This is a genomic window from Xanthomonas cannabis pv. cannabis (genome assembly GCF_000802365.1).
Taxonomy (GTDB): domain Bacteria; phylum Pseudomonadota; class Gammaproteobacteria; order Xanthomonadales; family Xanthomonadaceae; genus Xanthomonas; species Xanthomonas cannabis.
Window position 1 is genome coordinate 1 of sequence record NZ_JSZE01000039.1, and the last position, 26,062, is coordinate 26,062.

Annotated in this window: 19 protein-coding genes; 8 read left to right on the top strand and 11 right to left on the bottom strand. The window is 65.6% G+C overall.

Annotation, left to right across the window (positions count from 1 at the left end):
• Positions 1-279: 279 nt before the first annotated feature.
• From OZ10_RS08525 to OZ10_RS08540, 4 genes are read left to right on the top strand one after another with little or no spacing between them, the layout of a single operon-like run.
• On the top strand, positions 280-1,146 hold the full coding sequence (locus tag OZ10_RS08525) for a CheR family methyltransferase (protein WP_039564517.1): 867 nt from the start codon (positions 280-282) through the stop codon (positions 1,144-1,146).
• Positions 1,143-1,739, top strand: a complete 597-nt coding sequence (cheD, locus tag OZ10_RS08530; RefSeq protein ID WP_024937701.1) for a chemoreceptor glutamine deamidase CheD — start codon at positions 1,143-1,145, stop codon at positions 1,737-1,739. Before OZ10_RS08525 ends, cheD begins: the two co-directional genes overlap by 4 nt.
• The gene (locus tag OZ10_RS08535) at positions 1,736-2,812 is read left to right on the top strand and encodes a protein-glutamate methylesterase/protein-glutamine glutaminase (protein ID WP_039564518.1); all 1,077 of its coding nucleotides are present in this window, start codon (positions 1,736-1,738) and stop codon (positions 2,810-2,812) included. Before cheD ends, OZ10_RS08535 begins: the two co-directional genes overlap by 4 nt.
• 6 nt (positions 2,813-2,818) lie before the next feature.
• Entirely contained in the window at positions 2,819-5,203 is a 2,385-nt protein-coding gene (locus tag OZ10_RS08540; RefSeq protein ID WP_228891019.1) for an EAL domain-containing protein, read from the top strand.
• Positions 5,204-5,487: 284 nt separating this feature from the next.
• On the opposite strand, the gene OZ10_RS08545 is transcribed toward OZ10_RS08540, so the two are convergent.
• The 4 genes from OZ10_RS08545 to OZ10_RS08560 all read right to left on the bottom strand — a co-directional run bounded on the left by OZ10_RS08545 (position 5,488) and on the right by OZ10_RS08560 (position 9,812).
• Positions 5,488-6,303, bottom strand: coding sequence for an alpha/beta fold hydrolase (locus OZ10_RS08545; protein ID WP_039564519.1), 816 nt, complete (start codon positions 6,301-6,303; stop codon positions 5,488-5,490).
• Between the two features lie 195 nt (positions 6,304-6,498).
• Entirely contained in the window at positions 6,499-9,090 is a 2,592-nt protein-coding gene (gene acnB / locus OZ10_RS08550; protein ID WP_039564520.1) for a bifunctional aconitate hydratase 2/2-methylisocitrate dehydratase, read from the bottom strand.
• Positions 9,091-9,156: 66 nt separating this feature from the next.
• Positions 9,157-9,567 (bottom strand): type II toxin-antitoxin system VapC family toxin, encoded by a 411-nt coding sequence (locus OZ10_RS08555; RefSeq protein ID WP_011259444.1) that lies wholly within the window; start codon positions 9,565-9,567, stop codon positions 9,157-9,159.
• Positions 9,564-9,812, bottom strand: coding sequence for an AbrB/MazE/SpoVT family DNA-binding domain-containing protein (locus OZ10_RS08560; RefSeq protein WP_016903180.1), 249 nt, complete (start codon positions 9,810-9,812; stop codon positions 9,564-9,566). Before OZ10_RS08560 ends, OZ10_RS08555 begins: the two co-directional genes overlap by 4 nt.
• Positions 9,813-9,959: 147 nt before the next feature.
• Between OZ10_RS08560 and acnA the strand changes: the two genes are divergently transcribed.
• The gene (acnA, locus tag OZ10_RS08565; RefSeq protein WP_039408137.1) at positions 9,960-12,728 is read left to right on the top strand and encodes an aconitate hydratase AcnA; all 2,769 of its coding nucleotides are present in this window, start codon (positions 9,960-9,962) and stop codon (positions 12,726-12,728) included.
• A 324-nt stretch (positions 12,729-13,052) separates the two neighbouring features.
• Here acnA and OZ10_RS08570 read toward each other — a convergent pair whose 3' ends face one another.
• On the bottom strand, positions 13,053-13,499 hold the full coding sequence (locus tag OZ10_RS08570; RefSeq protein WP_052209996.1) for a nuclear transport factor 2 family protein: 447 nt from the start codon (positions 13,497-13,499) through the stop codon (positions 13,053-13,055).
• Between the two features lie 97 nt (positions 13,500-13,596).
• Between OZ10_RS08570 and rpfB the strand changes: the two genes are divergently transcribed.
• Positions 13,597-15,279, top strand: coding sequence for a fatty acyl-CoA ligase RpfB (gene rpfB, locus OZ10_RS08575; protein WP_039408135.1), 1,683 nt, complete (start codon positions 13,597-13,599; stop codon positions 15,277-15,279).
• A gap of 177 nt (positions 15,280-15,456) precedes the next feature.
• Positions 15,457-16,326, top strand: coding sequence for a diffusible signal factor synthase RpfF (gene rpfF / locus OZ10_RS08580; RefSeq protein WP_039408133.1), 870 nt, complete (start codon positions 15,457-15,459; stop codon positions 16,324-16,326).
• Positions 16,327-16,338: 12 nt separating this feature from the next.
• On the opposite strand, the gene rpfC is transcribed toward rpfF, so the two are convergent.
• From rpfC to OZ10_RS08610, 6 genes are all read right to left on the bottom strand, one after another.
• Positions 16,339-18,519: a sensor histidine kinase RpfC gene (gene rpfC, locus OZ10_RS08585; RefSeq protein WP_039564523.1), complete on the bottom strand. Its 2,181-nt coding sequence runs from the start codon at positions 18,517-18,519 to the stop codon at positions 16,339-16,341.
• A gap of 7 nt (positions 18,520-18,526) precedes the next feature.
• Positions 18,527-19,144, bottom strand: a complete 618-nt coding sequence (locus OZ10_RS08590; RefSeq protein ID WP_039564540.1) for a hypothetical protein — start codon at positions 19,142-19,144, stop codon at positions 18,527-18,529.
• A 10-nt stretch (positions 19,145-19,154) separates the two neighbouring features.
• Positions 19,155-20,291 (bottom strand): cyclic di-GMP phosphodiesterase response regulator RpfG, encoded by a 1,137-nt coding sequence (gene rpfG, locus OZ10_RS08595; RefSeq protein ID WP_039408127.1) that lies wholly within the window; start codon positions 20,289-20,291, stop codon positions 19,155-19,157.
• Positions 20,292-20,431: 140 nt separating this feature from the next.
• Entirely contained in the window at positions 20,432-21,949 is a 1,518-nt protein-coding gene (gene lysS, locus OZ10_RS08600; RefSeq protein WP_039564524.1) for a lysine--tRNA ligase, read from the bottom strand.
• 211 nt (positions 21,950-22,160) lie between these two features.
• Positions 22,161-23,286, bottom strand: a protein-coding gene (prfB, locus tag OZ10_RS08605) for a peptide chain release factor 2 (RefSeq protein ID WP_104581439.1) whose coding sequence is annotated in 2 segments (ribosomal slippage) — positions 22,161-23,210 and positions 23,212-23,286 — 1,125 coding nt in all. Because the reading frame shifts where the segments join, the coding sequence is not laid out codon by codon here.
• A gap of 257 nt (positions 23,287-23,543) precedes the next feature.
• On the bottom strand, positions 23,544-24,494 hold the full coding sequence (locus tag OZ10_RS08610) for a LytTR family DNA-binding domain-containing protein (RefSeq protein ID WP_039408123.1): 951 nt from the start codon (positions 24,492-24,494) through the stop codon (positions 23,544-23,546).
• Between the two features lie 161 nt (positions 24,495-24,655).
• On the opposite strand from OZ10_RS08610, the gene OZ10_RS08615 reads away from it, so the two are divergent.
• Positions 24,656-25,867 carry an acyltransferase family protein gene (locus tag OZ10_RS08615; protein ID WP_039564525.1) on the top strand — a complete coding sequence of 404 codons (1,212 nt, stop codon included), beginning with the start codon at positions 24,656-24,658 and terminating at the stop codon, positions 25,865-25,867.
• Positions 25,868-26,062 lie beyond the last annotated feature (195 nt).

Below are 26,062 nucleotides of genomic sequence, written 5' to 3' on the forward strand. Positions count from 1 at the left end.
ATTGGCAAGAGTTCTGATCCACCGCTGTCACCCACAACGCCCCGGCCCTGCCGGGGCGTTGTGCATTTGGAGCCACTGCTGGAGCGTGGATCTAGGTTGACCCCTGCGCGCGCACGCTGCCGGGGATGTCACGGCGTGCGGCGTCAGCGCGCAGCGCCCGGCAAACGCGCAGCCCGGCTCAATCACACTGCCGACCGAACACAACCTCGCGCAATCCACGCATTGGCGCTTCAGTTGCGCGGCTCCGTGGCCGATATCCAGTGATAGCTAACGACGCGTATGGATATGACGACTACGACTCCTGCTTCAGACACACGCGAATTCGATTTCGGCGACCGCGATTTCAAGCGCGTCTGCGACCTGATCTATCAGCGTGTCGGCATCGCCCTGGCCCCGGCCAAGCGCGACATGGTGTATGGCCGCGTGTCGCGCCGCCTGCGTGTGCTTGGCCTGCGCTCGTTCCGCGATTATCTCGACCAGCTGGAAGCCGGCAACGACGAGGAAGAATGGCAGGCGTTCACCAACGCACTGACCACCAACCTGACCTCGTTCTTCCGCGAGCCGCACCACTTCGACAAGCTGCGCGAAGAACTGCAGAAGCGCGCCTCGCAGGCGCCATTGAAGATCTGGTCGTGCGCCGCATCTACCGGCGAGGAGCCCTACTCCATCGCCATCACCGCCTGCGAAGCCTTCGGCACACTGACCCCGCCGGTGAGCATCGTCGCCACCGACGTCGATACCCAGGTGCTGGAGACCGCCTCGCGCGGCGTCTACGCCATCGACCGCGTCGCCTCGCTGGATGCTTCGATCAAGCGCAAGTACTTCCAGCGCGGCAGCGGACCCAACGAGGGCAAGTGCCGGGTGATTCCGGCGCTGCGCCAGCTCATCGAATACCGCCAGCTGAACCTGCTGGCCCCGCGTTACGACGTGGGCGGCCCGTACGCGGCGCTGTTCTGCCGCAACGTGATGATCTATTTCGACAAGCCCACCCAGCGCGGCATCCTGTCGCGTCTGGTCAGCCACATGGGCGACGACGGCCTGCTCTACACCGGGCACTCGGAGAACTACCTGCACGCGGCCGATCTGATCCAGCCGTGCGGCCGCACGCTGTATCGGCGCGCCCCGCGCGCAGGAGCCTCTGCATGAGCACAGCCGTGCAAGTCGATGACGTGATGCGGTACCGCGATTCGCGCTTCCAGACCATCACCGCCAAGCTGCTGCCCACCCAATACCTGGTGGTGGACGACGACACCGCGTTGACGACCACCTTGGGATCGTGCGTTGCAGCCTGCTTGCGCGACCCGGTGCTCAAGATCGGCGGCATGAATCACTTCCTGCTGCCCGAAGGTCAGGTCGGCGATGGCGCACCCGCGCGCTACGGCAGTTATGCGATGGAGTTGCTGATCAACGACATGCTCAAGCGCGGCGCGCATCGCAAACGCATCGAAGCCAAGGTCTTCGGCGGCGCCAACGTGCTCAAGGGCTTCACCAGCAACCCGGTCGGCACCCGCAACGCCGAGTTCGTCCGCCAGTACCTGCAGGCCGAACACATTCCCATCATCGCCGAAGATCTGTGCGGCATCCATCCGCGCAAGGTGTGGTTCTTCCCGACGACCGGCCGGGTGGTCGTGCAGCGCCTGCCGCACGCGCACGAAGCCGAAGTCGCCGCCGCCGAATCGGCCGTGCGTGCCCGTCTGTCCAAAGCACCGGTCACCGGTGGAGTGGAGCTGTTCGAATGACGCTGGAAACTCCCGTACGTGTCCTCATCGTCGACGATTCGGCGGTGGTACGTCAGATGCTCACCGAAATCCTCTCGCGCGACCCGGGCATCGAAGTGGTCGGCTCAGCCGCCGACCCGCTGCTGGCGCGCGAAAAGATCAAACGCCTCAATCCGGACGTGCTCACGCTGGATGTGGAAATGCCGCGCATGGACGGCCTGGTGTTCCTGGAAAACCTGATGCGCCTGCGGCCGACGCCGGTGGTGATGATTTCGTCGCTGACCGAGCGCGGCGCCGATACCACCTTGCAGGCCCTGTCGCTGGGCGCGGTGGACTTCGTGTCCAAGCCCAAAATCGACGTCGCGCGCGGGCTGGAAGGCTATGCCGAGGAGATCGTCAGCAAGGTCAAGATGGCCGCCAAGGCCAAGGTCAACGCGCTCAATCGCCCCAGCACCCCCAAGGTCACCTTGGACATGCAGTCGGCGCCGGTGCCGGGCAGCGCACTGCGCTTCCGCACCACCGACCGCCTGATTGCCATCGGCGCCTCCGCCGGTGGCACCGAGGCACTGCGCGTGGTGCTCGAACACATGCCCGCCGACGCGCCCGCGGTAGTGATGACCCAGCACCTGCCGGCCAGCTTCAGCACCGCATTCGCCGAGCGCCTCAACCGCCACTCGGCGATGTCGGTGCGCGAGGCCAGCGATGGCGAAGCCATCCTGCCCGGCCACGCCTATCTGCCGCCGGGCGGCCAGCACCTGCGCATCATCCGCGACGGTGCGCGCTGGCGCTGCCGCATCGACGACGGCCCGCCGGTCAACCGGCACAAGCCGGCGGTGGATGTGCTGTTCCGCTCGGTCGCTGCCAATGCCGGCCCCAATGCGGTGGGCGCCATCCTCACCGGTATGGGCGACGACGGCGCGCGCGGCCTGCTGGAAATGCTGCAGGCCGGCGCACCTACCCTGGTACAGGACGAAGCCAGCAGCGTGGTCTGGGGCATGCCGGGCGCCGCCTACAAGCTGGGCGCCGCGCAGGAAGTGGTGCCGCTGGACCGCGTGGCCGAACGGCTCATCGCACTGTCGGCGCAGGCGCGCTGATCGCCCATGTGCCCCCTGCCTCCTCGCCCGACCGATCTGCCGCGTTTCGGCGAACCGGCCACTGTCTTGCCGACAGTGGAGGATGCGTGGGCAACGCTACCCGCGTTCGCCGTGGAAACGCTGCCGCTCAACCCAGTCGGCGATGGCGCTGCCACTGGTACGCTGACGTCAGGCGCCATCACGCACGGCCCGGTTACCGCCGGCATGGCCATGCCGGGTGAGCATCCGGACGCCCGCCGCTCACGCCTGTTGGCCGAGGCGCTGGACGGCAGCAGCAGCGCCATCCTGATTTGCGATCTGCAATCACGCCTGCTGTATGCCAACGACGGCTTCCAGCGCATGTTCGGCTACACCGAAGCCGAACTGGTCGGCCAGCGTCCGTCGGATGTGCTGACCCGTGCGCAAAGCGACCAGAGCGAAGTTGCACGCATCCGCGACCGCGCCGACGCCCTGCAGCACACCCGTGCCGACCTGCTGGTGTACCGCAAGGACGGCACCCCGCTGTGGATTTCGCTCAACTTCAATCCGATCTACGACGCCCGGCACAACCCCTCGCATTATGTCGCGGTGCTGACCGACATCACCGAAACCAAGATGCACGAGGTGCTGCAGCATCGCGTGCTCGAAGCGCTGGTGCAGGAGCGCCCGCTGATCGAAGTGATGACGTTGATCTGCACCGAAGTCGAACGCATCGCACCGGATGTGATTGCGACCGTGATGAGCGCCGACAATCAGGGCTGCCTGCATTCGCTGGCCGCGCCCAGCCTGCCCCCCGAATACGCCGATGCGGTCAACGGCCTGAAGATCGCGCCGACTGCCGGTGCCTGCGGCACCGCCGCCTGGCGTGGCCGCGCGGTGATGGTGGAAGACATCGCCACCGACCCGCTGTTTGCGCCGTATCGGCAGACACTGCTCCCGATGGGCCTGCGTGCCTGCTGGAGCACGCCGATCCGCTCCAACAGCGCGCGCGTGCTGGGCACCTTTGCGCTGTACTACCGCAAGCCGCAACGCGCCGACGCCTGGCATGTGCGGCTCACCGAGCTGTGTCAGCAACTGTGCACCCTGGCACTGGAGCGCGAGCAGATCCGCCAGCGCGTGCATCAACTCGCGTTCTATGACGCGCTGACCGGCCTGCCCAACCGCATCATGTTCAGCGCACGGGCCGAGCAGGCGCTGACCCAGGCCGAATATGCCGGCGAGCCGGCCACCTTGATGTTCATCAACATCGACCGCTTCAAACTGATCAACGACAGCCAGGGCCATGCGGCCGGCGATGGCCTGCTGCGCGATATCGCGCTGCGCATCGCCGACCAGCTGGCGGCCACCGCCATGCTGGCGCGTCTGGCCGGCGATGAATTTGCGTTGGCCCTGCCGCAATGCAGTGCCGAACAGGCCAGTGCCGCGGCCGAACGCGTGTTGGGCACCATCGCCGGCCCGCTATCGGTCGGCCACATGACCGTGCATCCGTCGGCGAGCATCGGGGTGGCGATGTTTCCCGAGGACGGCCGCGACATCAACATCCTGCTGCGGCACGCGGATCTGGCGATGAATCGCGCCAAGAAGGAAGGCGGCGGACGCTTTCGTTTCTTCAGTTCCGACATGAACCGCATGGCGCAGGAGCGCGTTGCGCTGGAAGCGGAGCTACGTCAGGCCATCGGTCGCGGTCAGCTGCAGCTGCATTACCAGCCGCAGATGCATAGCGCCGCACCGCACGCACTGTATGGCGTGGAAGCGCTGCTGCGCTGGAACCACCCGCAGTTGGGCGCGATCTCGCCGGCGCGGTTCCTGCCGGTGGCCGAAGAGCAAGGCATGATGCCGCAGCTCAACGACTGGGTGCTGCGCCACGCCTGCGAACAGGTGGCCGACTGGCGCCAACGCGGCGTGCCGGTGGCGCGCGTGTCGGTCAATCTGTCGGCCAGCGGCTTCGAAAGCCCGCGCATGCTGCCCGACCTGCTCCGGCTGATGGCCGACACCGGCGTGCAACCGTCCGACCTGACCCTGGAGCTGACCGAGAGCGTGATGCTCTCCGGACAGTCCGGCGTGCTGGACAACCTGCACGCGATCCGCGAAGCCGGCATCTCGCTGTCGCTGGACGACTTCGGCACCGGCTACTCCAGCCTCAGCCACCTGCATCGCCTGCCGATCGACGAACTCAAGCTGGACATGAGCTTCGTACGCGACATCGAACACAGCGAAGACGCGCGCGCACTCACCACCTCGGTCCTGCGCATCGGCGAGCATCTGCGCAAGCACGTGGTGGCCGAAGGCGTCGAAAACGAGGCTCAGCGCCTGTTTCTCGCCGACCTGGGTTGCGAGGTGCTGCAAGGCTATCTGTTCTCGCGCCCGTTGCCGGCTGCGGCACTGGAAGCCTGGCTGCGCGCGCAGCCTTAGCGGGTTGCTGCCCCGGCGGCTCGCGGTACCCGAGTCGCCCGTCCGCTCATCCGGCGCTGCGCGCTACCTTCTCCCCATGAAGGAGGACAATGTCCCAATGGGAGAAGGGCGTTAGCCCCTCTCCCATCGGGGCGAGAAGGCACGGCTTGCACGTCACTGGCGCGCGTGCCTTGGAGCGCCCGCGCCGCAAGCGCGGGCCGGGGCGCGGAGCGGGGGTTGGGGTGAGGGTACGGGCTGCATCCCGCACTCACTCAATGACGCAGGCATCACCGCAACGTCCACGCTCAGTGCAACGTACGCTTCAACCACCCCAGCAACTGCGCATTGACGAACGCCGGGTTTTCCAGCGAGGCGATATGCCCGGCATCGGGCACCAGTTCGTAATCGCAACAGATCGCCTCGGCCATCATCCACACCTCTTCCGGCGGGCGTGCCACGTCGGCATCGCCGCCGAGCAAGAAAGTGCGCGCCGGATCCAGTGCAGACAGCGCGTCCAGGCGATCGGCCCGCCCGAAGATCAGCCGCCCGAGCGGCACGATCGAAGCACGCAACTGCTCGACCGAAAGCTGTGCCAGGCGCTGCGCAAACGCAGCCGGCAACGCCGAGGTCAGATCGATCCCCGGACGGAAGAAGATCGGCACGATCGCCTCGATCAGCGCAGGCGTCACCTGCCCCGCCGCCTCGATCGCATCGAGCATGCCGAAGTAACGCGTCCGCGTGGCCTGCGGCTCGGCACCGAGGAAGGTGTCCATCAACACCAGGCTGCGGACACGCTCCGGCGCCAGCAACGCCAGCTCAGCGCCCCACATGCCGCCAACCGACAAGCCCACCACTGCGCACTGCGGCAGCTGCAGCGCATCCAGCAGGCCAAGCATCTGCCGCGCCAGGTCGTCGATGCCCCGGGTCTGGTCGGGCAATCCGCCCGATTGTCCGTGGCCCCAGAGCTCCGGAACGATGACCTGGTAGTGCTGCGACAGGACCTGGATCTGCGGCTCCCACATGGCCGCATCCCAGAGGTAGCTGTGGCCGAGCAGGACCGGAAAGCCCTGGCCGTATTGTGCGTAGTGCAATGGTTGACCAGCGATCGTGCAAGTGGGCATGGCATCGAAGGTAAGTGGGGGAAGTGCCGGACACTAGCTCCCCCGACTTCAGATTTTTGTTGCAATGCGCCACTTCAGTCAGCTGCTGGTTGCCTTATCGCCTGTCATCGTGGATGCAACGCGAAGCCAACGCGCAAAAAGCGAAATGCCCGGCAGTGCCGGGCATTTCGTCCAGTCTTGGTCTCGCTCGCCAGGTCAGGCAGCGACCGTCTCGGCCACGCCCTGATACTCCTGGATCTGATCGAAGTTCATGTAGCGGTAGATCTGCTCGCCACTGGTCTTGATCACGCCCACGTCGGCCATGTACTCCTCCTTGGTCGGAATCCGGCCAAGACGCGAGCAGATCGCCGCCAGCTCCGCCGAACCCAGGTACACATTGGTGTTGCGGCCCAGGCGGTTGGGGAAGTTACGCGTGGAGGTGGAGAACACCGTGGCGCCTTCGCGTGCCTGCGCCTGGTTGCCCATGCACAGTGAGCAGCCGGGCATTTCCATGCGTGCGCCGGCCGCGCCGAAGGTGCCGTAATGGCCTTCCTTGGTGAGCTCGGAGGCGTCCATCTTGGTCGGCGGTGCCACCCACAACCGGGTCGGGATATCGCGCTTGCCTTCCAGCAACTTGGCGGCGGCACGGAAGTGACCGATGTTGGTCATGCACGAGCCGATGAATACCTCGTCGATCGCCGCGCCGGCCACGTCGGACAGCGTCTTGACGTCGTCCGGGTCGTTCGGGCAGGCCACGATCGGTTCAACGATGTCAGCCAGATCGATCTCGATGACCGCCGCGTATTCGGCGTCGGCATCGGGCTGCAGCAGCTGCGGATCGGCCAGCCACTCTTCCATCTTCTTGATACGGCGGCCCAGGGTGCGCGCATCGGCATAACCTTCGGCAATCATCCAGCGCAACAGGGTGATGTTGCTGGTCAGGTATTCGATGATCGGCGCCTTGTCCAGGTGCACGGTGCAGCCGGCGGCGGAGCGTTCGGCCGAGGCGTCGGACAACTCGAACGCCTGCTCCACCTTCAGGTTCGGCAAGCCTTCGATTTCCAGGATGCGGCCGGAAAAGATGTTCTTCTTGCCCTGCTTGGCCACGGTCAACAGGCCATCCTTGATCGCGTACAGCGGGATCGCGTTGACCAGGTCACGCAAGGTCACGCCCGGCTGCATTTCGCCCTTGAAGCGCACCAGCACGCTCTCGGGCATGTCCAGCGGCATCACGCCGGTGGCCGCGGCGAAGGCCACCAGGCCGGAGCCGGCCGGGAACGAGATGCCGATCGGGAAACGCGTGTGCGAGTCGCCGCCGGTGCCCACGGTGTCGGGCAGCAGCATGCGGTTGAGCCAGCTGTGGATCACGCCGTCGCCCGGACGCAGCGACACGCCGCCACGGGTGGAGATGAATTCCGGCAGGGTGTGGTGGGTCTTGACGTCCACCGGCTTCGGGTAGGCCGCGGTGTGGCAGAACGACTGCATCACCAGGTCGGCCGAGAAGCCCAGGCAGGCCAGGTCCTTCAGCTCATCGCGGGTCATCGGGCCGGTGGTGTCCTGCGAGCCCACCGAGGTCATCTTCGGTTCGCAATAGGTGCCCGGGCGCATGCCCTGGCCTTCCGGCAGGCCACAGGCGCGGCCGACCATCTTCTGCGCCAGCGAGAAACCCTTGCCGGTGTCCGGCGGGTCCATCGGCAGGCGGAACAGGTCCGACGCCGGCAGGCCGAGGAATTCGCGCGCCTTGGCGGTGAGGCCACGGCCGACGATCAGCGGGATGCGGCCACCGGCGCGCACTTCGTCGAACAGCACGTCCGACTTCATCGCGAACTCGGCGATCACCTGCCCGTTCTTCAGTGCCTTGCCGTCGTAGGGACGCAGCTCGACCACATCGCCATGTTCCATCTGCGACACGTCCAGCTCGATCGGCAGAGCGCCGGCGTCTTCCATGGTGTTGTAGAAGATCGGCGCGATCTTGCTACCCAGGCACACGCCGCCGAAGCGCTTGTTCGGGATGTACGGAATGTCTTCGCCGGTCCACCACAGCACCGAGTTGGTCGCCGACTTGCGCGAAGAACCGGTACCGACCACGTCGCCCACATAAGCAACCAAGTGGCCCTTGTCCTTGAGGCCGGCAATGGCCTGGATCGGGCCGCGCTTGCCGTCTTCTTCCGGCACGAACGCTGCGCCTTCGCGGGCATTCTTCAGCATCGCCAATGCGTGCAGCGGGATGTCCGGGCGGGTGGTCGCATCCGGCGCCGGCGACAGGTCGTCGGTGTTGGTTTCGCCCGGTACCTTGAACACGGTGACGGTCATGCTTTGCGGCACTTCCGGCTTGCTGGTGAACCACTCGGCATCGGCCCAGCTCTGCAGCACGGCCTTGGCGTGCGCGTTGCCGGCCTCGGCCTTTTCCTGCACGTCGTGGAAGGCGTCGAACACCAGCAAGGTGTGCTTGAGCGCTTCGGCGGCCGTGGCGCCCAGCTCGGCGTTGTCCAGTAGGTCGATCAGCGGCTGGATGTTGTAGCCGCCCAGCATGGTGCCGAGCAGCTCGGTGGCACGCGTGGGGCTGATCAGCGCCGTTTTTTCGGTGCCGAAGGCGACGGCGGCCAGGTACGAGGCCTTGACCTTGGCGGCGTCGTCGACGCCGGCCGGCACGCGCTGGCTGAGCAGTTCGACCAGGAACTGCTCTTCGCCCGCCGGCGGTGCCTTCAACAGCTCGATGACTTCGGCGGTCTGCTGCGCGGTCAGCGGCAGCGGCGGGATACCGAGCGCGGCGCGCTCTGCAACGTGGTGGCGGTAGGCTTCCAACATGCGGGTTCTCCAAAAGGACAGCAGTGAATGTGTAAAAACGTCAGACGTGGATCAAGAAGACGTGGATCAGGCAACGGGTTTGGGCACGGTGATCTTCAAACCCTTGAAGTAGTCGCGGAAAAAGCCCTCGTCGCGGGTAATCAAGCCGTCGCACTGAAGCATCGCGTGGGCGCCGATCAAAAAATCCGCCACCACCCGCTCGCGCTTGCCGCCGCGCGCGCGGAAGCGCTTGTTCATGTGGCCGGCGCGCACCGCCGCCGCCTCCTGGGTGGCCTCGTAACGCACCCCGATCGAGGCCAGGGTCTCCATCAGGTCGACCTGGGTGTCGAGCATGGCCAGCACTTCGGCCACCACCGCATCGCAGACCACGACCTCGTCGCGCGCTAGCGCATCGCCGATGCAGATCTCCGACACCTCGCCGTAGACGGGGTCGCCGATCAAAATATCGAGCAGCACCGAGGAATCCAGGGCGATCATGGGTCGAACGGGTCCCCGGGGGCACGGCCGCGAATGGCGCGCATGGCCTCGTCCGTGCTGGTCAGGCCATCGACCAGCTTGAACTTGCCGCGCACCTTGCGCAGCGCCTCGCTGACGTCCTTGCGCAGGATGATGCGCCCGCCGTCGAGCTCGATCTTCAGCGTGGTGCCCTTGGTCAGGCCCAGGGCGTCGCGCACGGCCTTGGGCAGGGTGATCTGTCCGCGTTCGGCAACGGTGGCTTCCATGAGCATGCTCCAGAAAGTATGCACATATGATACGTACTTACGATGTCGTACTCAAGCTTGCAGATCGCGCCGGACACACCGTGCGTACACACTGAATCGCTCAGAATATGGTCCTACCTAAAGCCTTAGACGCCATAGGAGTGACGCATGAGCGATTCCTTTTCCACTCGCACCTCGCTTGAGGTCCACGGCAAACGCTACGAGTACTACAGCCTGCCGAAGCTGGGCGAACGCTTCGACATCGGCCACCTGCCCTACTCGATGAAGATCCTGCTGGAGAATCTGCTCCGGCACGAAGACGGTGGCGTGACCGTCGGCAAGGACCATATCGAAGCGGTCGCCAAGTGGGACCCCAAGGCAGAACCCGATATCGAAATCGCCTTCATGCCCGCGCGCGTGGTGCTGCAGGATTTCACCGGCGTGCCCTGCGTGGTCGACCTGGCCGCAATGCGCGACGCGGTGGTCAAGCTGGGCGGCGACGCCGACCAGATCAATCCGCAGATCCCCTCCGAACTGGTCATCGACCACTCGGTGCAGGTGGACGTGTTCGGCAAGCCCGACGCGCTCGACCTCAACGGCAAGATCGAATTCCAGCGCAACCAGGAACGCTACGGCTTCCTGCGCTGGGGTCAGAAGGCCTTCGAAAACTTCAAGGTGGTGCCGCCCAATACCGGCATCGTCCACCAGGTGAACCTGGAAAATCTCGCGCGTGTGGTGATGAGCGCGGACAAGGACGGCACCCGGATCGCCTATCCCGACACCGTGTTCGGCACCGACAGCCACACCACCATGATCAATGGCATCGGCGTGCTGGGCTGGGGCGTAGGCGGCATCGAGGCCGAGGCCGCAATGCTGGGCCAGCCTTCGTCGATGCTGATTCCGCAGGTGGTTGGCTTCAAGCTCAGCGGCAAGCTGCCCGAAGGCGCCACCGCCACCGACCTGGTACTCACCGTCACCCAGATGCTGCGCAAGGCCGGCGTGGTCGGCAAGTTCGTCGAGTTCTACGGCGAAGGCCTGCAGCACCTGCCGCTGGCCGACCGCGCCACCATCGGCAACATGGCACCGGAATACGGCGCCACCTGCGGCATCTTCCCGGTCGACGACGAATCGCTGACCTACCTGCGCCTGTCCGGCCGCAGCGAGGAGCAGATTGCCCTGGTGGAAGCCTATGCCAAGGCGCAAGGCCTGTGGCACGACGCCAACACCCCGCCCGCCCAGTACAGCGCCACGCTGGAGTTGGACATGGCCGAGGTCAAACCGTCGCTGGCCGGCCCCAAGCGCCCGCAGGACCGGGTGCTGCTGGAAGACATGCAGTCCAACTTTCGCGAAAGTCTCAAGCCGTTCGCCGAAGCACGCAGCAAGAAGCTGACCGATCTCAAGCAGGAAGACCGCCTGAAGAACGAAGGCGGCGGCGGTACCGCGGTCGGCGCCAAGGCCGCGCAGGCCGAGCATGCCAGCGACAGCGGCGCCGGCTGGCAGCTGCGCGATGGTTCGGTGGTCATCGCCGCCATCACCTCCTGCACCAACACCTCCAATCCGGCAGTGATGCTGGGCGCCGGCCTGCTCGCACGTAACGCGGCGGCCAAGGGGCTGAAAGCACAGCCGTGGGTGAAGACCTCGCTCGGGCCAGGCTCGCGCGTGGTCACCGATTATCTGAGCAAGGCCGGCGTGCTCGCCGATCTGGAAAAACTCGGCTTCTACGTGGTCGGCTATGGCTGCACCACCTGCATCGGCAACTCCGGCCCGCTGCCGGAAGATGTGTCTGCAGCGATCGCCAAGGACGATCTGGTGGTGGCATCGGTGTTGTCGGGCAACCGCAACTTCGAAGGCCGCGTGCATCCCGAGGTCAAGATGAACTACCTCGCTTCGCCCCCGCTGGTAGTGGCCTATGCGATCGCCGGCACCACCGATATCAATCTCACCACTGAGCCGCTAGGCACCGGCAGCGACGGGCAGCCGGTGTACCTGCGCGACATCTGGCCGAGCAACAAGGAAATCGGCGACACCATCGCCGCCACCGTCGGCCCGGAGATGTTCAAGCAGAACTACGCGGACGTGTTCAAGGGCGACACGCGCTGGAACACGATTGCCTCCCCGGATGGTGCCTTGTACGAGTGGGACGCCGCGTCCACCTACATCAAGAACCCGCCCTACTTCGATGGCATGACCATGCAAGTGGGCAACGTGGACGACGTGCACGGCGCACGCATCATGGGCCTGTTCGGCGACTCGATCACCACCGACCACATCTCCCCGGCCGGCAACATCAAGAAGGATTCGCCGGCAGGCCGCTTCCTGCAGGAACGCGGCGTGCAACCGGCCGACTTCAACAGCTACGGCAGCCGCCGCGGCAACGACGATGTAATGGTGCGCGGCACCTTCGCCAACATCCGCATCAAGAACCTGATGTTTGGCGGCGAAGAAGGCGGCAACACGCTGTACTACCCCGCCGATGGTGGCCAGCCGGAGAAGCTGGCGATCTACGATGCGGCGGTGAAGTACAAGGCCGATGGCGTGCCGCTGGTGGTGCTGGCGGGCAAGGAATACGGCACCGGCTCCTCGCGCGACTGGGCGGCCAAGGGCACCAACCTGCTCGGGGTCAAGGCAGTGATCGCCGAGAGCTTCGAGCGCATCCATCGCTCCAACCTGGTCGGCATGGGCGTGCTGCCGCTGCAGTTCCTGGAAAACGAAAACGCGCAGACGCTGGGCCTGGATGGTTCGGAAGTGCTGGACATCACCGGCCTGCAGGACGGCGCCAGCCGCCGTGCCACCGTGGATGCAAAAAAGTCCGACGGCAGCGTCAAGCAGTTCCAGGTCAAGGTGCTGCTGCTCACGCCCAAGGAAGTGGAGTACTTCAAGCACGGCGGCCTGCTGCAGTACGTGCTGCGTCAACTGGCTGCGCGCAAGGCGGCGTAACGCCCCTCCCAGCGCGTGTTGCCCCCGACATTCCCGCCTGCTGGCGGGAATGTCGTCTCTGGGTTGGCCCGCTCCGGCGTCGGCGCATTCGCGCGCACGGCGACACCTGCTCCCGTTTACTGTAAGTCGCCAGTCATACCCAAACGCGCCTGGGCGCCCGTGCACGGCCCTGCATCGGCATGCAGGCAGCGCTGGGCATCGGCGCCCACGACGCACCCCTTGGCTGACGCCCGCCCAGGCAGCGGACGCGACGCAGGCGCCAACGCGCGATGACGACGGCGGTGGCGGCAACGTGGGGCGTCATGCGGCACACGCACAGCAGGCTCACCGGCCGGCCGGTGCCCATTGCGCGTGATAGAGCTGCCAGTCGCCGTCCTGCAGGCGCCATCCGGTCGTCACCTGGTAGGTGTGCGCCTGCTCGGGCACCCAGCGCCCATCGCCCCCGGTGACCAGCGCGGTGAAGCTGGCGGTCGCCGTCGTGCCTTGCAGTCGCACGTCCATCGGCCCCAGGGTGAGGCCGATCTTGCGGTGGCCCAGCAACTGCAGCTGCAGCATGCGACGCAGGCCGGCCGTGTCCAGGCCCTGCGCACCCACGAAATCGGCCGCCACGAGCTGCATCGCCTCGCCGACATCGCGTGCCTCGATTGCCGCCTGCATCTGCGCCACGCGTTGCCGAACGCGCTGCTCTGGCGCAGGACGTGCACATCCACAAAGCAGCACGGTCCACGCAAGCACCAGCAGCCACTGCCGCCAGTGAATCCTGCCCTGCATCACGCTTCGCCTTTTCCATTCATGACGGTATGCTGCCAGTTGTTGTCACGCCGTGGAACACACTGCGGCGCGTCGAGAACACCCTGGAGGGGGGCAGATGAATCAGGCACGTCCTTGGTTGCAAAGTTATCCGGCCGGCGTCGCCGCCGAGATCGATCTGGAGCAGTTCCGCACGGTCGCCGAGGTGTTTGCGACCTCGGTCAGCCGCTTTGCCGATCGTCCTGCGTATCACAGCTTCGGCAAGACCATCACCTACCGGCAGGCCGATCAGCTGGTCGACCAGTTTGCTGCCTATCTGCTGGGCGAGCTGCAGCTCAAGAAAGGCGACCGCGTCGCCCTGATGATGCCCAACTGCCTGCAATACCCGATCGCCACCTTCGGCATCCTGCGTGCCGGCCTGACCGTGGTGAACGTCAATCCGCTCTACACACCGCGTGAGTTGAAGCACCAGCTGATCGACTCCGGTGCCAGCGTGCTGGTGGTCATCGACAACTTCGGCACCACCGTGCAGCAGGTCATCGCCGACACGCAGGTCAGGCAGGTGATCACCACCGGCCTGGGCGACATGCTTGGCTTTCCGAAGGGCGCGCTGGTCAACTTCGTCGTCAAGTACGTCAAGAAACTGGTGCCGGAGTACCGCATCAAGGGCGCGATCCGCTTCCGCGAGGCGCTGGCGCTGGGCCGCAAGCACAAGGTGCCGACCCTGCAGATCGAAGCGGACGACATCGCGTTCCTGCAATACACCGGCGGCACCACCGGCGTGGCCAAGGGCGCGATGCTGACCCACCGCAACCTGGTGGCCAACATGCAGCAGGCGCACCAGTGGCTGGCCGGCACCGGCAAGATGGAGGAAGGCAACGAGGTCGTCATCACCGCGCTGCCGCTGTACCACATCTTCGCATTGACGGCGAACGGCCTGGTCTTCATGAAGATCGGCGGTTGCAATCACCTGATCAGCAATCCGCGCGACATGCCCGGCTTCGTCAAGGAACTGAAGAAGACCCGCTTCACCGCCTTCACCGGCGTCAACACACTGTTCAACGGCCTGCTCAATACGCCCGGCTTCGATCAGGTCGATTTTTCCTCGCTCAAGATGACCCTGGGCGGCGGCATGGCCGTACAGCGCTCGGTGGCCGAACGCTGGAAGAAAGTGACCGGGCTGACCCTGGTCGAGGCCTATGGCCTGACCGAAACCTCACCGGCCGCCTGCATCAACCCGATGGACCTGAAAGACTACAACGGCGCGATCGGCCTGCCGATTCCGTCCACCGATGCCTGCATCAAGGACGACGCCGGCGTGGCGCTGCCGGTCGGCGAGATCGGCGAGTTGTGCATCAAGGGCCCGCAGGTGATGAAGGGCTACTGGAAGAAGCCCGACGAAACCGCCAAGGTGATGGACGACGACGGCTGGCTGCACACCGGCGACATCGCGCGCATGGACGAGCGTGGCTTTGTCTACATCGTCGACCGCAAGAAGGACATGATTCTGGTGTCCGGCTTCAACGTCTACCCGAACGAAATCGAAGACGTGATCGCCACCCTGCCCGGCGTGCTGGAAGTGGCAGCGGTCGGCGTGCCGGATGAAAAATCCGGTGAAATCGTCAAGGCCGTGATCGTGAAGAAGGACCCCGCCCTGACCGCCGAGGACGTGAAAGCCCATTGCCGTGCCAACCTGACCGGCTACAAGCAGCCCAGGGTGATCGAGTTCCGCAAGGAACTGCCGAAAACCAACGTCGGCAAGATCCTGCGCCGCGAACTGCGGGATGCGCCCAAGGCATAAACCGGCAGCACCGTGATCGACCGGGGCGTTCAGCCTCCAGGCACGCCCGCAACGCCGCAAGGCCTTGCGGGCGTTCGCTTTTGCACGCATAGAATCGGATGTCGGCGCACGCTCAGGCGTTCACCCTTTTCTCCGTCCGCAAGGCAGCCGGCCGGACGGTCTTCACGGAGAATCACCATGTCTGCAGTTCAACCCTTCATTCGCACCAATATCGGCTCCACCCTCCGCATCATCGAAGAACCGCAGCGTGACGTGTACTGGATCCATATGCATGCCGACCTGGCCATCAACCCGGGGCGCGCCTGCTTTTCGACGCGCCTGGTCGACGACATCACCGGCTATCAGACCAACCTGGGCCAGCGCCTCACCACCGCCGGCGTACTCGCGCCGCACGTGGTGCTGGCCTCGGACAGCGACGTGTTCAATCTCGGCGGCGACCTGGCCCTGTTCTGCCAGCTGATTCGCGAAGGCGACCGCGCGCGCCTGCTCGACTACGCACAGCGCTGCGTGCGCGGCGTGCATGCCTTCCACGTCGGCCTGGGCGCGCGTGCGCACAGCATTGCACTTGTGCAGGGCAATGCGCTGGGCGGGGGCTTCGAAGCGGCGCTGAGCTGCCACACCATCATTGCCGAGGAAGGCGTGATGATGGGGCTGCCCGAAGTGCTGTTCGACCTGTTCCCGGGCATGGGCGCCTATTCCTTCATGTGCCAGCGTGTCAGCGCGCAGCTGGCGCAGAAGATCATGCTCGAAGGCAATCTGTATTCGGCCGAGGAACTGCTCGGCATGGGGCTGGTGGATCGCGTGGTGCCGCGCGGCCAGGGTATCGCCGCGGTGGAACAGGTCATCCGCGAGAGCAAGCGCACCCCGCACGCCTGGGCAGCGATGCAGCAGGTGCGCGAGATGACCACCGCCGTGCCGCTGGAGGAGATGATGCGCATCACCGAGATCTGGGTCGACACGGCGATGCAGCTCGGCGAGAAATCGCTGCGCACGATGGACCGCCTGGTGCGCGCGCAGTCGCGGCGCTCCGGGCTCGACGCGGGCTGATGCGTCGGCGGTCTATTCGCTACTACGGGGGGAGCACTCGTCGTCCTTGACGCCTCGCACGCGTGCGTCGAGTGCATCCTTGCCCGCCGTCAATTGCTCACGCAGCACGGACAGGCGCTGCCGCCATTCGGCCTGCAACTGCCAATCGGCCATGCGCATCAACTCGCCGCCGTTGGTGGCCACCTGCGCCAGACCCAGGTTGCTGGCAACGCCACGTAGCGCATGCGCGCTCTCGCGCAATTGCTCCCAGTCCGAGCGCGTGCCATCGCGCTCGATCGCAGCCACGCAGTTTTGCGCATCTTCCAAGCATTGCCGTACGAACTGACGTTCGAACTCGTCGCCCATGCCCAATGCCGCCAGCTCGTCCAGCACGCTCGCATCCAGCACGCCTTCGAAACTGGTCGGCAACTGCACCGTGGTGGCCGGGCTCGCCAACGGGCGCGTGCTCACCGCCAGATCGGCCAGGGTGTCGAGCAGTTTGGCCGCCACTACCGGCTTGGCCAGGAAGGCGCGTGCACCGGCCTGCTCGCAGCCGCGGATGGCTTCGGGCGTCACGTCGGCGCTGAGCACCACCACCGGCGTGTAGCGCATGCCGCTGGCCTGCATCACCCGCAGTTGCTTGAGCATGTCCAGGCCATTCATGCCCGGCATGTGCAGATCCACGATCACCGCGTCGAAGTCTTCATCGGCCATGGCATCGAGCACCTGCTCGGCACCATTGACGCACAGCACCTTGTGCCCTGCCTTTTCCAGCAGGCGCTGCAGCACCATGCGGTTGGCTTCGTGGTCGTCGGCCACCAGCATGCGCATGCTGCGCACGCGGGCGCGGTGACGCAGGAACGGGTTGGAGAAGGCGATGACGTTGGACGCCTCCAGCTCGTCGGGTACCTCTTCCAGCGCACTGGCCGCCGCGCGGCTGGGGGCGGCCCTGGACGGCTCGCCGATCGTCAGCGGCAACTCGAACCAGAACACGCTACCGCTGGGCTTGTTCTCCCTGAACCCGATGCTGCCGCCCATCGCCTCCACCAGGCCCTTGGCAATCGTGGTGCCCAGCCCGGTGCCCTCGTAGCGTCGTGACAATCCGACGTCGGCCTGCTCGAAGGCCTCGAACAGCCGCGGGCGCATGTCCAGCGGTACGCCAATGCCGCTGTCTTCGACTTCGAAACGCAGCCGCACCGACTGCTCGGCACTGCCGGAGAGCCGCGTGACCCGCAGCAGCACGTGCCCGTATTCGGTGAACTTGACCGCATTGCCGACCAGGTTGAGCAACACCTGGCGCAGATGGCCGGTATCGCCCTTGAGCAGGTCCGGCACGTCGGCGGCCACCTGCATGGCGTAGTCCAGCCCGCGCGTCCTGGCCTGCGGCTGCAGGATCATGCTGACCGAACCGATCAGCTCACGCAGCGAAAAATCGCGCTGATCGATCCGGATCTTGCCAGCTTCGATCGCCGAGATGTCCAGTACCTCTTCCACCAGCGACAGCAGGCTGCGCGCCGATGCCTGGATGGTGTTGAGGCATTCCTTCTGCTCCGCGTCCAGGCGCGTGGTCGCCAACACTTCGGTCATGCCCGACAACCCGTTGAGGGGGGTGCGGAACTCGTGGCTCATGTTGGCCAGAAAGCGGCTCTTGGCCTGGTTGGCATGGCGCGCCTCGCGCACGGCGCGGGTCATCGCACGCAGCAGCGAGTCGAAATACAGCGGCACCGCGATCAGGCCCAGCCACAGGCCCCAGCTGAGATACGGATTGGCCTTCCAGTACGGCGAGATCAGGATCGCACTGAGAAAGCACAGGCTGCCCATCGCGGTCGCCGCACGCAGATAGTTGCTGCCATAGCGCAGGCCATTACCGATGGTCACCCACATGCACACCGCATACAGTGGCGAGGCCGGCTCGCCCTGGATCGCCATGATGGCGCCGGTGCAGGTGTAGTCCAGCAGCATGCCGATCAGGCGGCGCGTATGCGAGACCTGCGGTCGCAGCAGGATGGCCACCATCAGGCCCAGCGACACCACCAGCTCGCCGACCAGGATCAGCCAAGTGGCCATCAAGGTATCGCCATGGGTGTGCTGATAGCGCCAGCCCAGGTACGAAATGAACAACGTGGTGATGATGATGCGGATCAGGTTTTGTGCGTGTTCCGTATCCGCCCGCCCGGACAGGCGTCGTTTCAACCATGGCAAGGGAGACGTCATAGAAGCCTCAGACGCGCGGTGGCGTCGCTGGTGTGGGAATCCGTTCGTGCGTCGCTGCCGCGTCGCCGATCCTGTGGGGCAACCGCGCAACGCACGCGTCCGCGCCCTCGTGTAACAGACGCAACAATGACATGGGAATGATGACCAGCGCACCCAATAGCGCGATCGCCAGCTCCAGTTGTTGCTGCCAGTACACACTATTGGCAAGTGTCATACCGAAACTGAGCGCACCCATTGCGGTGGCCGTCTGCAGGGCATGGCTGCCAAAGCGCAGGCCATTGCCGATGGTGACCCATAGCAATACCACCGACAGGCAGGCCATCGGCGCGCCGAACCAGGTCATGGCCAGACCGATCAGGCCATAGTCGGCCAGCATGCCGAGCGTGCGGCGCAGATGCGAGCGCCGTGGCCTCACCACTATCCACGCGAAGATCAGCACTGCCCCGGCCTGCCCGACTGCGATCATGCCCAGCAGCAGCTGCAGTTGGTGCCGGGGCAATTGCCAGTGCGAGGCGAATGCCAGGGTGTAGGCCAGGATCAGCAGGATCATGACGATGCGCACCATCGCCTGGCCATGCTCGCTGTCGGGACGCCGCGCAAGCCGGTCCCGCAGCTGGCCGAGCACCGCCCTCACCTCACACCCCGGGTCGCGCCGATGCGGTGGAGAATTCCCCGCAGATCTGGTCAAGCTGCGCACGGCCGCGCAGCAACGCATCCACGCAGCGCGGATCGAACAGGCGGCCGCGCTGCGCGTACAGATAGGCCAGTGCGGCATCCATCGTCCACGCTTCCTTGTACGGGCGCGGCGACAGCAAGGCGTCGAACACGTCGGCCACCGCCACGATGCGCGCCTCCAGCGGAATCGCTTCGCCGACCAGTCCATCCGGATAGCCGGTGCCGTCGTAGCGCTCGTGGTGGCGCAGCGCGATCAGGGCACCGACCTGGATGAAGCGGTTCTGGCTGCCGCTGAGCAGCTCGTAGCCGATCCGCGGGTGGCGCTTCATGACGCTCATCTCGTCGTCGGTGAGCTTGCCCGGCTTGAGCAGCACCGCATCGGGAATGGCGATCTTGCCCATGTCGTGCAGCGGCGCGGCCATCTCGATGATGCGCACTTCTTCTTCCGACAACCCCAGTTGCTCGGCGATCAGGCCGGCAACGTGCGACATGCGCTCCAGGAACGCGCTGGTGCCCGAATCGCGGTACTCGATGGCGCGCGCCAGCCGCGACAAGGTTTCGCGCTCGCGCTCCTCGACCTCGTTCATGCTGGCCAGCAGGCGTTGCTCCAGCGACAGCGCGCGTTGCTTGACGCTTTCGCTCTGCTGGCGCAGCTGCAGCAGGTTGGAACACCGCGCGCGCAATTCGCGCGGGCGGATCGGCTTGACCAGGAAGTCGATCACACCGGCTTCCAGCGCTGCCTGGCGAATCGGCTCGTCGCCGACGATGGTGATCAGGATGATCGGAATGTCGCGATGACTGGGCAGCCGGCGCAGCCGGCGTGCGAACTCCAGACCATCCATGCCCGGCATGCGGTAGTCGAGCAGCAACAGATCCACGCGCCCGGCCTCGCACCATGCCAACGCGTCGAGCGGGTCGCCGAAATCGTGGACCTTCAGTTCCGGCGCGATGTCCTCGATGACATGGCGCAGCATCGTCCGCGCAGACAGCTGGTCATCGACAATGACGATGTTCAATCCCAGATCCGCCTTTTCCGCCCAGCTTCCCCATGTATCCGCCGACACGATGCCGTCCGGACTCCCTAAAACATCCTGCATAGCCGTTGCTCCTCTATCCCGAGAACGGAAAAGCGATGACGTCGACCCCTCTGTCGACTCCCCCGAACGATACGCTGTTCGAGGCTCCGCCCTAGCATATGCAGTATCTGTGCCGTGAGCACGCGCTTGGCACAAAAAAGTCAGGCTTCCGGCCGCATATACGGAAACAGCAGAACGTCACGGATCGAGGTGCTGCCGGTCAGCAGCATCACCAGACGATCGATACCGATGCCCAGACCCCCGGTCGGCGCCATGCCGTACTCCAACGCACGGATGTAATCGGCGTCGAAATGCATGGCTTCGTCGTCGCCGCCGTCCTTGGCCTGCACCTGCGCCTGGAAGCGTGCGGCCTGGTCTTCGGGGTCATTGAGCTCGGAGAAGCCGTTGGCCAGCTCCTTGCCATTGATGAAGAGCTCGAAGCGATCGGTGTACCCCGGCTCGGTGTCGCTGGAACGCGCCAGCGGCGACACCTCGACCGGATGGTCGGTGATGAAGGTCGGCTGCACTAGGGTGTGTTCGACGGTGGCTTCGAAGATCTCCAGCAGCAGCTTGCCCCAGCCGTAGGACGGCTTGACCCGGATCTTCAGCCGCTCGCAATGGCGCAGCAGCGCCTCGCGGTCGGTGCAGTCGGCGGCGCTGATCTCCGGGTTGTGGTGACGAACGGCCTCATCCATGCGCCAGCGCCGGAAAGCCGGCGCCAGATCGATGTCGGCGCCGTCCCAGCTCACCTGGGTGGTCCCCAGCACCGTCTGTGCGGTGTCGCGGATGACCTGCTCGGTCAGATCCATGATCTCGTGGTACGTGGCATAGGCCTCGTAGAGCTCGAGCATGGTGAACTCGGGGTTGTGCCGGGTCGACACGCCTTCGTTGCGGAAATTGCGGTTGATCTCGTAGACGCGCTCCAGACCACCGACCACCAGGCGCTTGAGATACAGCTCCGGGGCCACGCGCAGGTACAAGTCCAGATCCAGCGCGTTGTGGTGGGTGGTGAACGGCTTGGCCGTGGCGCCGCCGGGGATGTAATGCATCATCGGCGTTTCCACTTCCAGGAAGCGGCGCGCGTCCAGCCACGCACGCATCGCGCGGATGATCTTGGAGCGCTTGATGAAGACCTCGCGCGCCTCGGGGGTCACGATCAGGTCGACGTAGCGCTGGCGGTAGCGCTGTTCCACGTCCGACAGGCCGTGCCACTTGTCCGGCAGCGGGCGCAGCGACTTGGTCAGCAGGCGCAGCGCGCTGGCCTTGACCGACAGCTCGCCGGTCTTGGTGCGGGTGAGCCCACCCTCCACTGCCACGATGTCGCCCACGTCCCAGCCCTTGAAGGCGGTGTAGGCATCGCCGAGCACATTGCCCTGCAGGAACAGCTGCACACGCCCGGATTCGTCCTGGATCTGCGCAAAGCTGGCCTTGCCCATGACCCGCTTGGCCATCAGGCGGCCGCCCATGCGCACCGTGCGCCCGCTGGCCTCCAGCGCCTCTGCGGTCCAGGTCTGCGCATCGGCGAATTCGGCCTGCAGATCACCGGCGAAGTGTTCGCGCACGAAGTCGTTCGGATAGGCGATGCCCTGGCCGCGCAACGCGCCCAGTTTCGCGCGACGCTCGGCGATGAGGCTGTTCTCGTCGGCGGGGATCTGCGGCGCGGGGGTCTGTTCGGTCATGGCGGGAATCGGTCTGCGATAGGTCGGGCGCGTGCCCGGTGGGGAGTAAGAAGCCGGCAGCGCTGGCTCCTGTTTTTACAGTGCGACGATGACGGCGGACGATCGACTGGATCGTCCGCCGTCGCGCGGGTGTCGCGCGACCCGGACATAGCGCACAGGCCGCCTCGTCATGCCGCGCCGCCGGCAGCTTGATGCCGACGGCGTACCGCGATCAGGCATCCAGGCGTTTGGAACCCGCTGCCAGACCCGCCTTCAGGCTGGCCTCGACGAATTCGTCCAGGTCGCCGTCCAGCACTTTCTGCGTGTCGCTACGCTCGATGCCGGTGCGCAGATCCTTGATGCGGCTCTGATCGAGCACGTAGTTACGGATCTGGCTACCCCAGCCGATGTCGGACTTGGTCGCTTCCAGCGCGTCGCGCTCGACATTGCGCTTCTGCACTTCCAGCTCGTACAGCTTGGCGGCCAGCATCTTCATCGCGTTGTCGCGGTTCTGGTGCTGGCTGCGGCCGGTCTGGCACGCAACCACGGTGTTGGTCGGGATATGGGTGATACGCACGGCCGATTCGGTCTTGTTGACGTGCTGACCACCGGCACCGGAGGAGCGATACACGTCGGTGCGCAGATCGGCCGGGTTGATGTCGATCTCGATGTTGTCGTCCACCTCCGGCGAAACGAAGACCGAGGTGAAGCTGGTATGCCGGCGGTTGTCCGAGTCGAACGGCGACTTGCGCACCAGCCGGTGCACGCCGATTTCGGTCTTGAGCCAGCCATAGGCGTACTCGCCCTCGATGCGCACGGTGGCCGACTTGATGCCCGCGACTTCACCGCCGGACACTTCCATCAGCTCGGTCTTCCAACCACGCGACTCCGCCCAGCGCAGGTACATGCGCAGCAGGATTTCGGCCCAGTCCTGTGCCTCGGTGCCGCCAGCGCCGGCCTGGATATCAACGAAGGCGTTGGCGCCGTCCATCTGGCCGGAGAACATGCGCTGGAATTCCAGCTTTTCCACGTGCGCCTGGTACTTGTCCAGATCGGCGATCACCGCCACGGCGGTGTCTTCATCCTGCTCGCTGTCGGCCAGCTCGAGCAGATCGCCGGCGTCGGTCAGGCCCGCCAGCACGTCGGCGATGCCGATGACGGTCTTTTCCAGCATGGAGCGCTCACGTCCCAGGGCCTGGGCACGTTCGGCGTCGTTCCATACGTCCGGGCTTTCCAGCTCCCGGCTGACTTCCTCTAGACGCTCTTTCTTGGCGTCGTAGTCAAAGATACCCCCTGAGCGAGAGCACGCGATCGTTGAGATCGGTGATGCGCTGGCGGATCGGATTGGTTTCGATCATGACGGACTTCCGGCAAACAAGCTGGCTAGTTTAGCAAGCGGGCGGCGGCGGCGGAACGCGGTGGCGTCTGCCCGGCCATGCCGCACAACGGGGACGGCGACGCGAATGTGCCCTCTCGCGCTCGCTCGACCAGTGCAATATCGCCAGCGTTGCGCGCCAGTGTCGCAACGGCTGCGACGCCCGGCGCGCGACGCTGGACCCAATGCGCGACACGCCGTGCGTTCCCGAGCATCTTCCTGCCTAGACCGGGTTGCCAGTCAGCGCACCGGCAGTGGCTCGGTCCTGGACCCGGCCGCAGCCTGCCCGGCGTGCGCGCGCAGCGTGACCAGATGGCTACGACTGCAGGGCAACACGGTGGCGTCGCGCAGGTGCACGCGCGCGTCGCCCGAATCGGCCGGCTCGATGGCCTGCACCTGCCCAAGATTGACCAGATAGCTGCGGTGGATGCGCACGAAGACAGCCGGGTCCAGCCTGGCCTCGATCGCCGCCATGGTGCTGCGCAGAGGATAGTCATGCCCGCGCACGCGCAGGTTGACGTAGTTGCCCGAGGCCTGGATCCATTCGATATCTGCGGTAGCCACCAAAAAATCCCGACCGAGCTTGCGCACCAGAAAGCGCTCCGGCCGGTCCAACGGTTCCACTGGCGGGCCTTCCTCCGGCGCGGCGAGCAGATGCGCCTCGCCCTGGCGACGCCGCGCGTACCAGCTCAAGGTGTGCTGCAACGCCACCAGCAGGGCAAAGGTACGCAGATCCTTGGACAGCTCGTACATCCACTGCAGCCCGCCCCCGAAGTCGTAATGGGTGCCGGCCAGGGCGTAGATCGACTTACGCAACACCACCATGCCGGCCACATGCGCCAACCACCATCCCAGCGCAGCCGCCGCATACACCGGCAGGCGCCGCCGCCAGGCAGCGGCTTCCAGCGGCCATCGGGCGCACAGAAAGAGCACTGCCGGCAACAGCAACAGCGCCGCGGTGGCGCTGCTCAACTCCCAGCTCAACACCTGCCACAGCACGATCGCCTCGCCATCGCGGCGCCCTGCCAGCCACGCGCTCAGCGTGTTGCCCAATGCACTCAGGTAGAACACCAGCAACCAGATCGTCACCGCCCAGCGCGTGGTGAAGTGGCGCACTCCGTCCCTGGGTGTCGGCGGGCGTGGCCCGGTCGTTTCCATTGCACACGTCCGCAGTTGGCAGCTGGCGATCATAGAGGCCTGCGCGACGGGGCGAAACCGTCACCCACGCCGCCCCCATTCGTCCCTGGGACGGCACAACTGGTCACTACGCCGGGGCACTTCCACCCCTGACACCTATGCCCTTGCGGGCCGGCGGGCAGGATGCACCCACTTCTCCCGTTACCGACCGCACCATGACCGAGCGCCGCCACGATCTCGATGCCTTGCGCGTCTTCGCCTTCGCCCTGCTGATCCTCTATCACGTAGGCATGGCCTACGTGGCCAGCTGGGATTTCCACCTGAAGAGCGCCTATACCACCGACTGGCTGCAGCCGCCGATGATTGCGCTCAACCGCTGGCGGATGCCGCTGCTGTTCCTGATCTCGGGCATGGCAATCGGCCTGGCGCGGGCCGAGCGTGCGCCGTGGCAGTTCGCGTGGCGGCGCTGCGGGCGCTTGCTGCCGCCGCTAGTGTTCGGCATGTTCGTCGTGGTGGCAGTGCAGGCCTACTGCCAGGGCGTGAGCAACGGGAAGGTAGTCCCCGGGTTCGGCAACTTTCTGCTGCGCTACTGGCAGCTGCGGCCGTGGCCGGCCGGCAGCTTCGATGGCTGGGAACACGGCATCACCTGGAACCACCTGTGGTACCTGGCCTATCTGCTGCCCTACACCTTGGTGTTGATGGCGATGATTGCGCTGGGCCGGGCCTTGCCGGTCACCCGGCCGCGCCTGCCCAGCTCCATTGCGGGCCCGGCCCTGCTGCTGGTCCCCATCCTCTGGGAAGCCTTCTGCGTGCTGTGGGTGATGCCGCGCCATCCGCCGACCCACGCGTTAGTCGGCGACTGGTTCGTGCATGCCGAATCGTTTCCGCTGTTCGTGCTCGGGTATGTGCTGGCCCATCGCGCATGCTTCTGGGACTGGGTGGTGCAATTGCGCTGGCCGACCCTGATCGCGGCGCTGCTGGCGATCACGCTCGAGCTGGGCATCCGGCATCTGGGGCGTACGCTCGATCCTGCACAGCTGTCCGACATGCTGGCGACGGTACGTTGGGATGTAGTGGAACGACTGGCCCGTGCAACCTATACCTGGCTGGCCCTGCTCACGCTGCTGGGCTGGGCACGACAGCGTCTGAATCGCCCGTTTGCCTGGCTGCCGTACTGCACCCAGGCGGTGTTCCCCTGGTACATCCTGCATCAAAGCCTGATCATCCTGGCGCTGTACTGGCTGGCGCCGCTGCACTTGGGCCCCTTGCTGGAGCCGGCGCTGGTGCTGCTTGCCACCGTGGCGGGGTGCCTGCTGTTGCACGAATACCTGATCCGCCGCGTGCGCTGGCTGCGGCCGTTGTTCGGCATGACGATGCACGCGCCGGAGACCCGCACGCGCCAGACCACACCAGCGATGACGGCGTAATGGCCCGCGCCACGGTCCTGCCTCGTCATGCAAACGTGCTGGCTGTGCGACACCGCAGGCAGCGATCGCGGGTCGATATGGAGCCCTCGTCAACGAGCAGGTGCATGCGTACGACACCGGAATCGAATTCCACCACTCCCTGCATCCAGTGCTGCTGCCAGGCGACGTGCTCCCACCCGATGAATCGTGTTCACC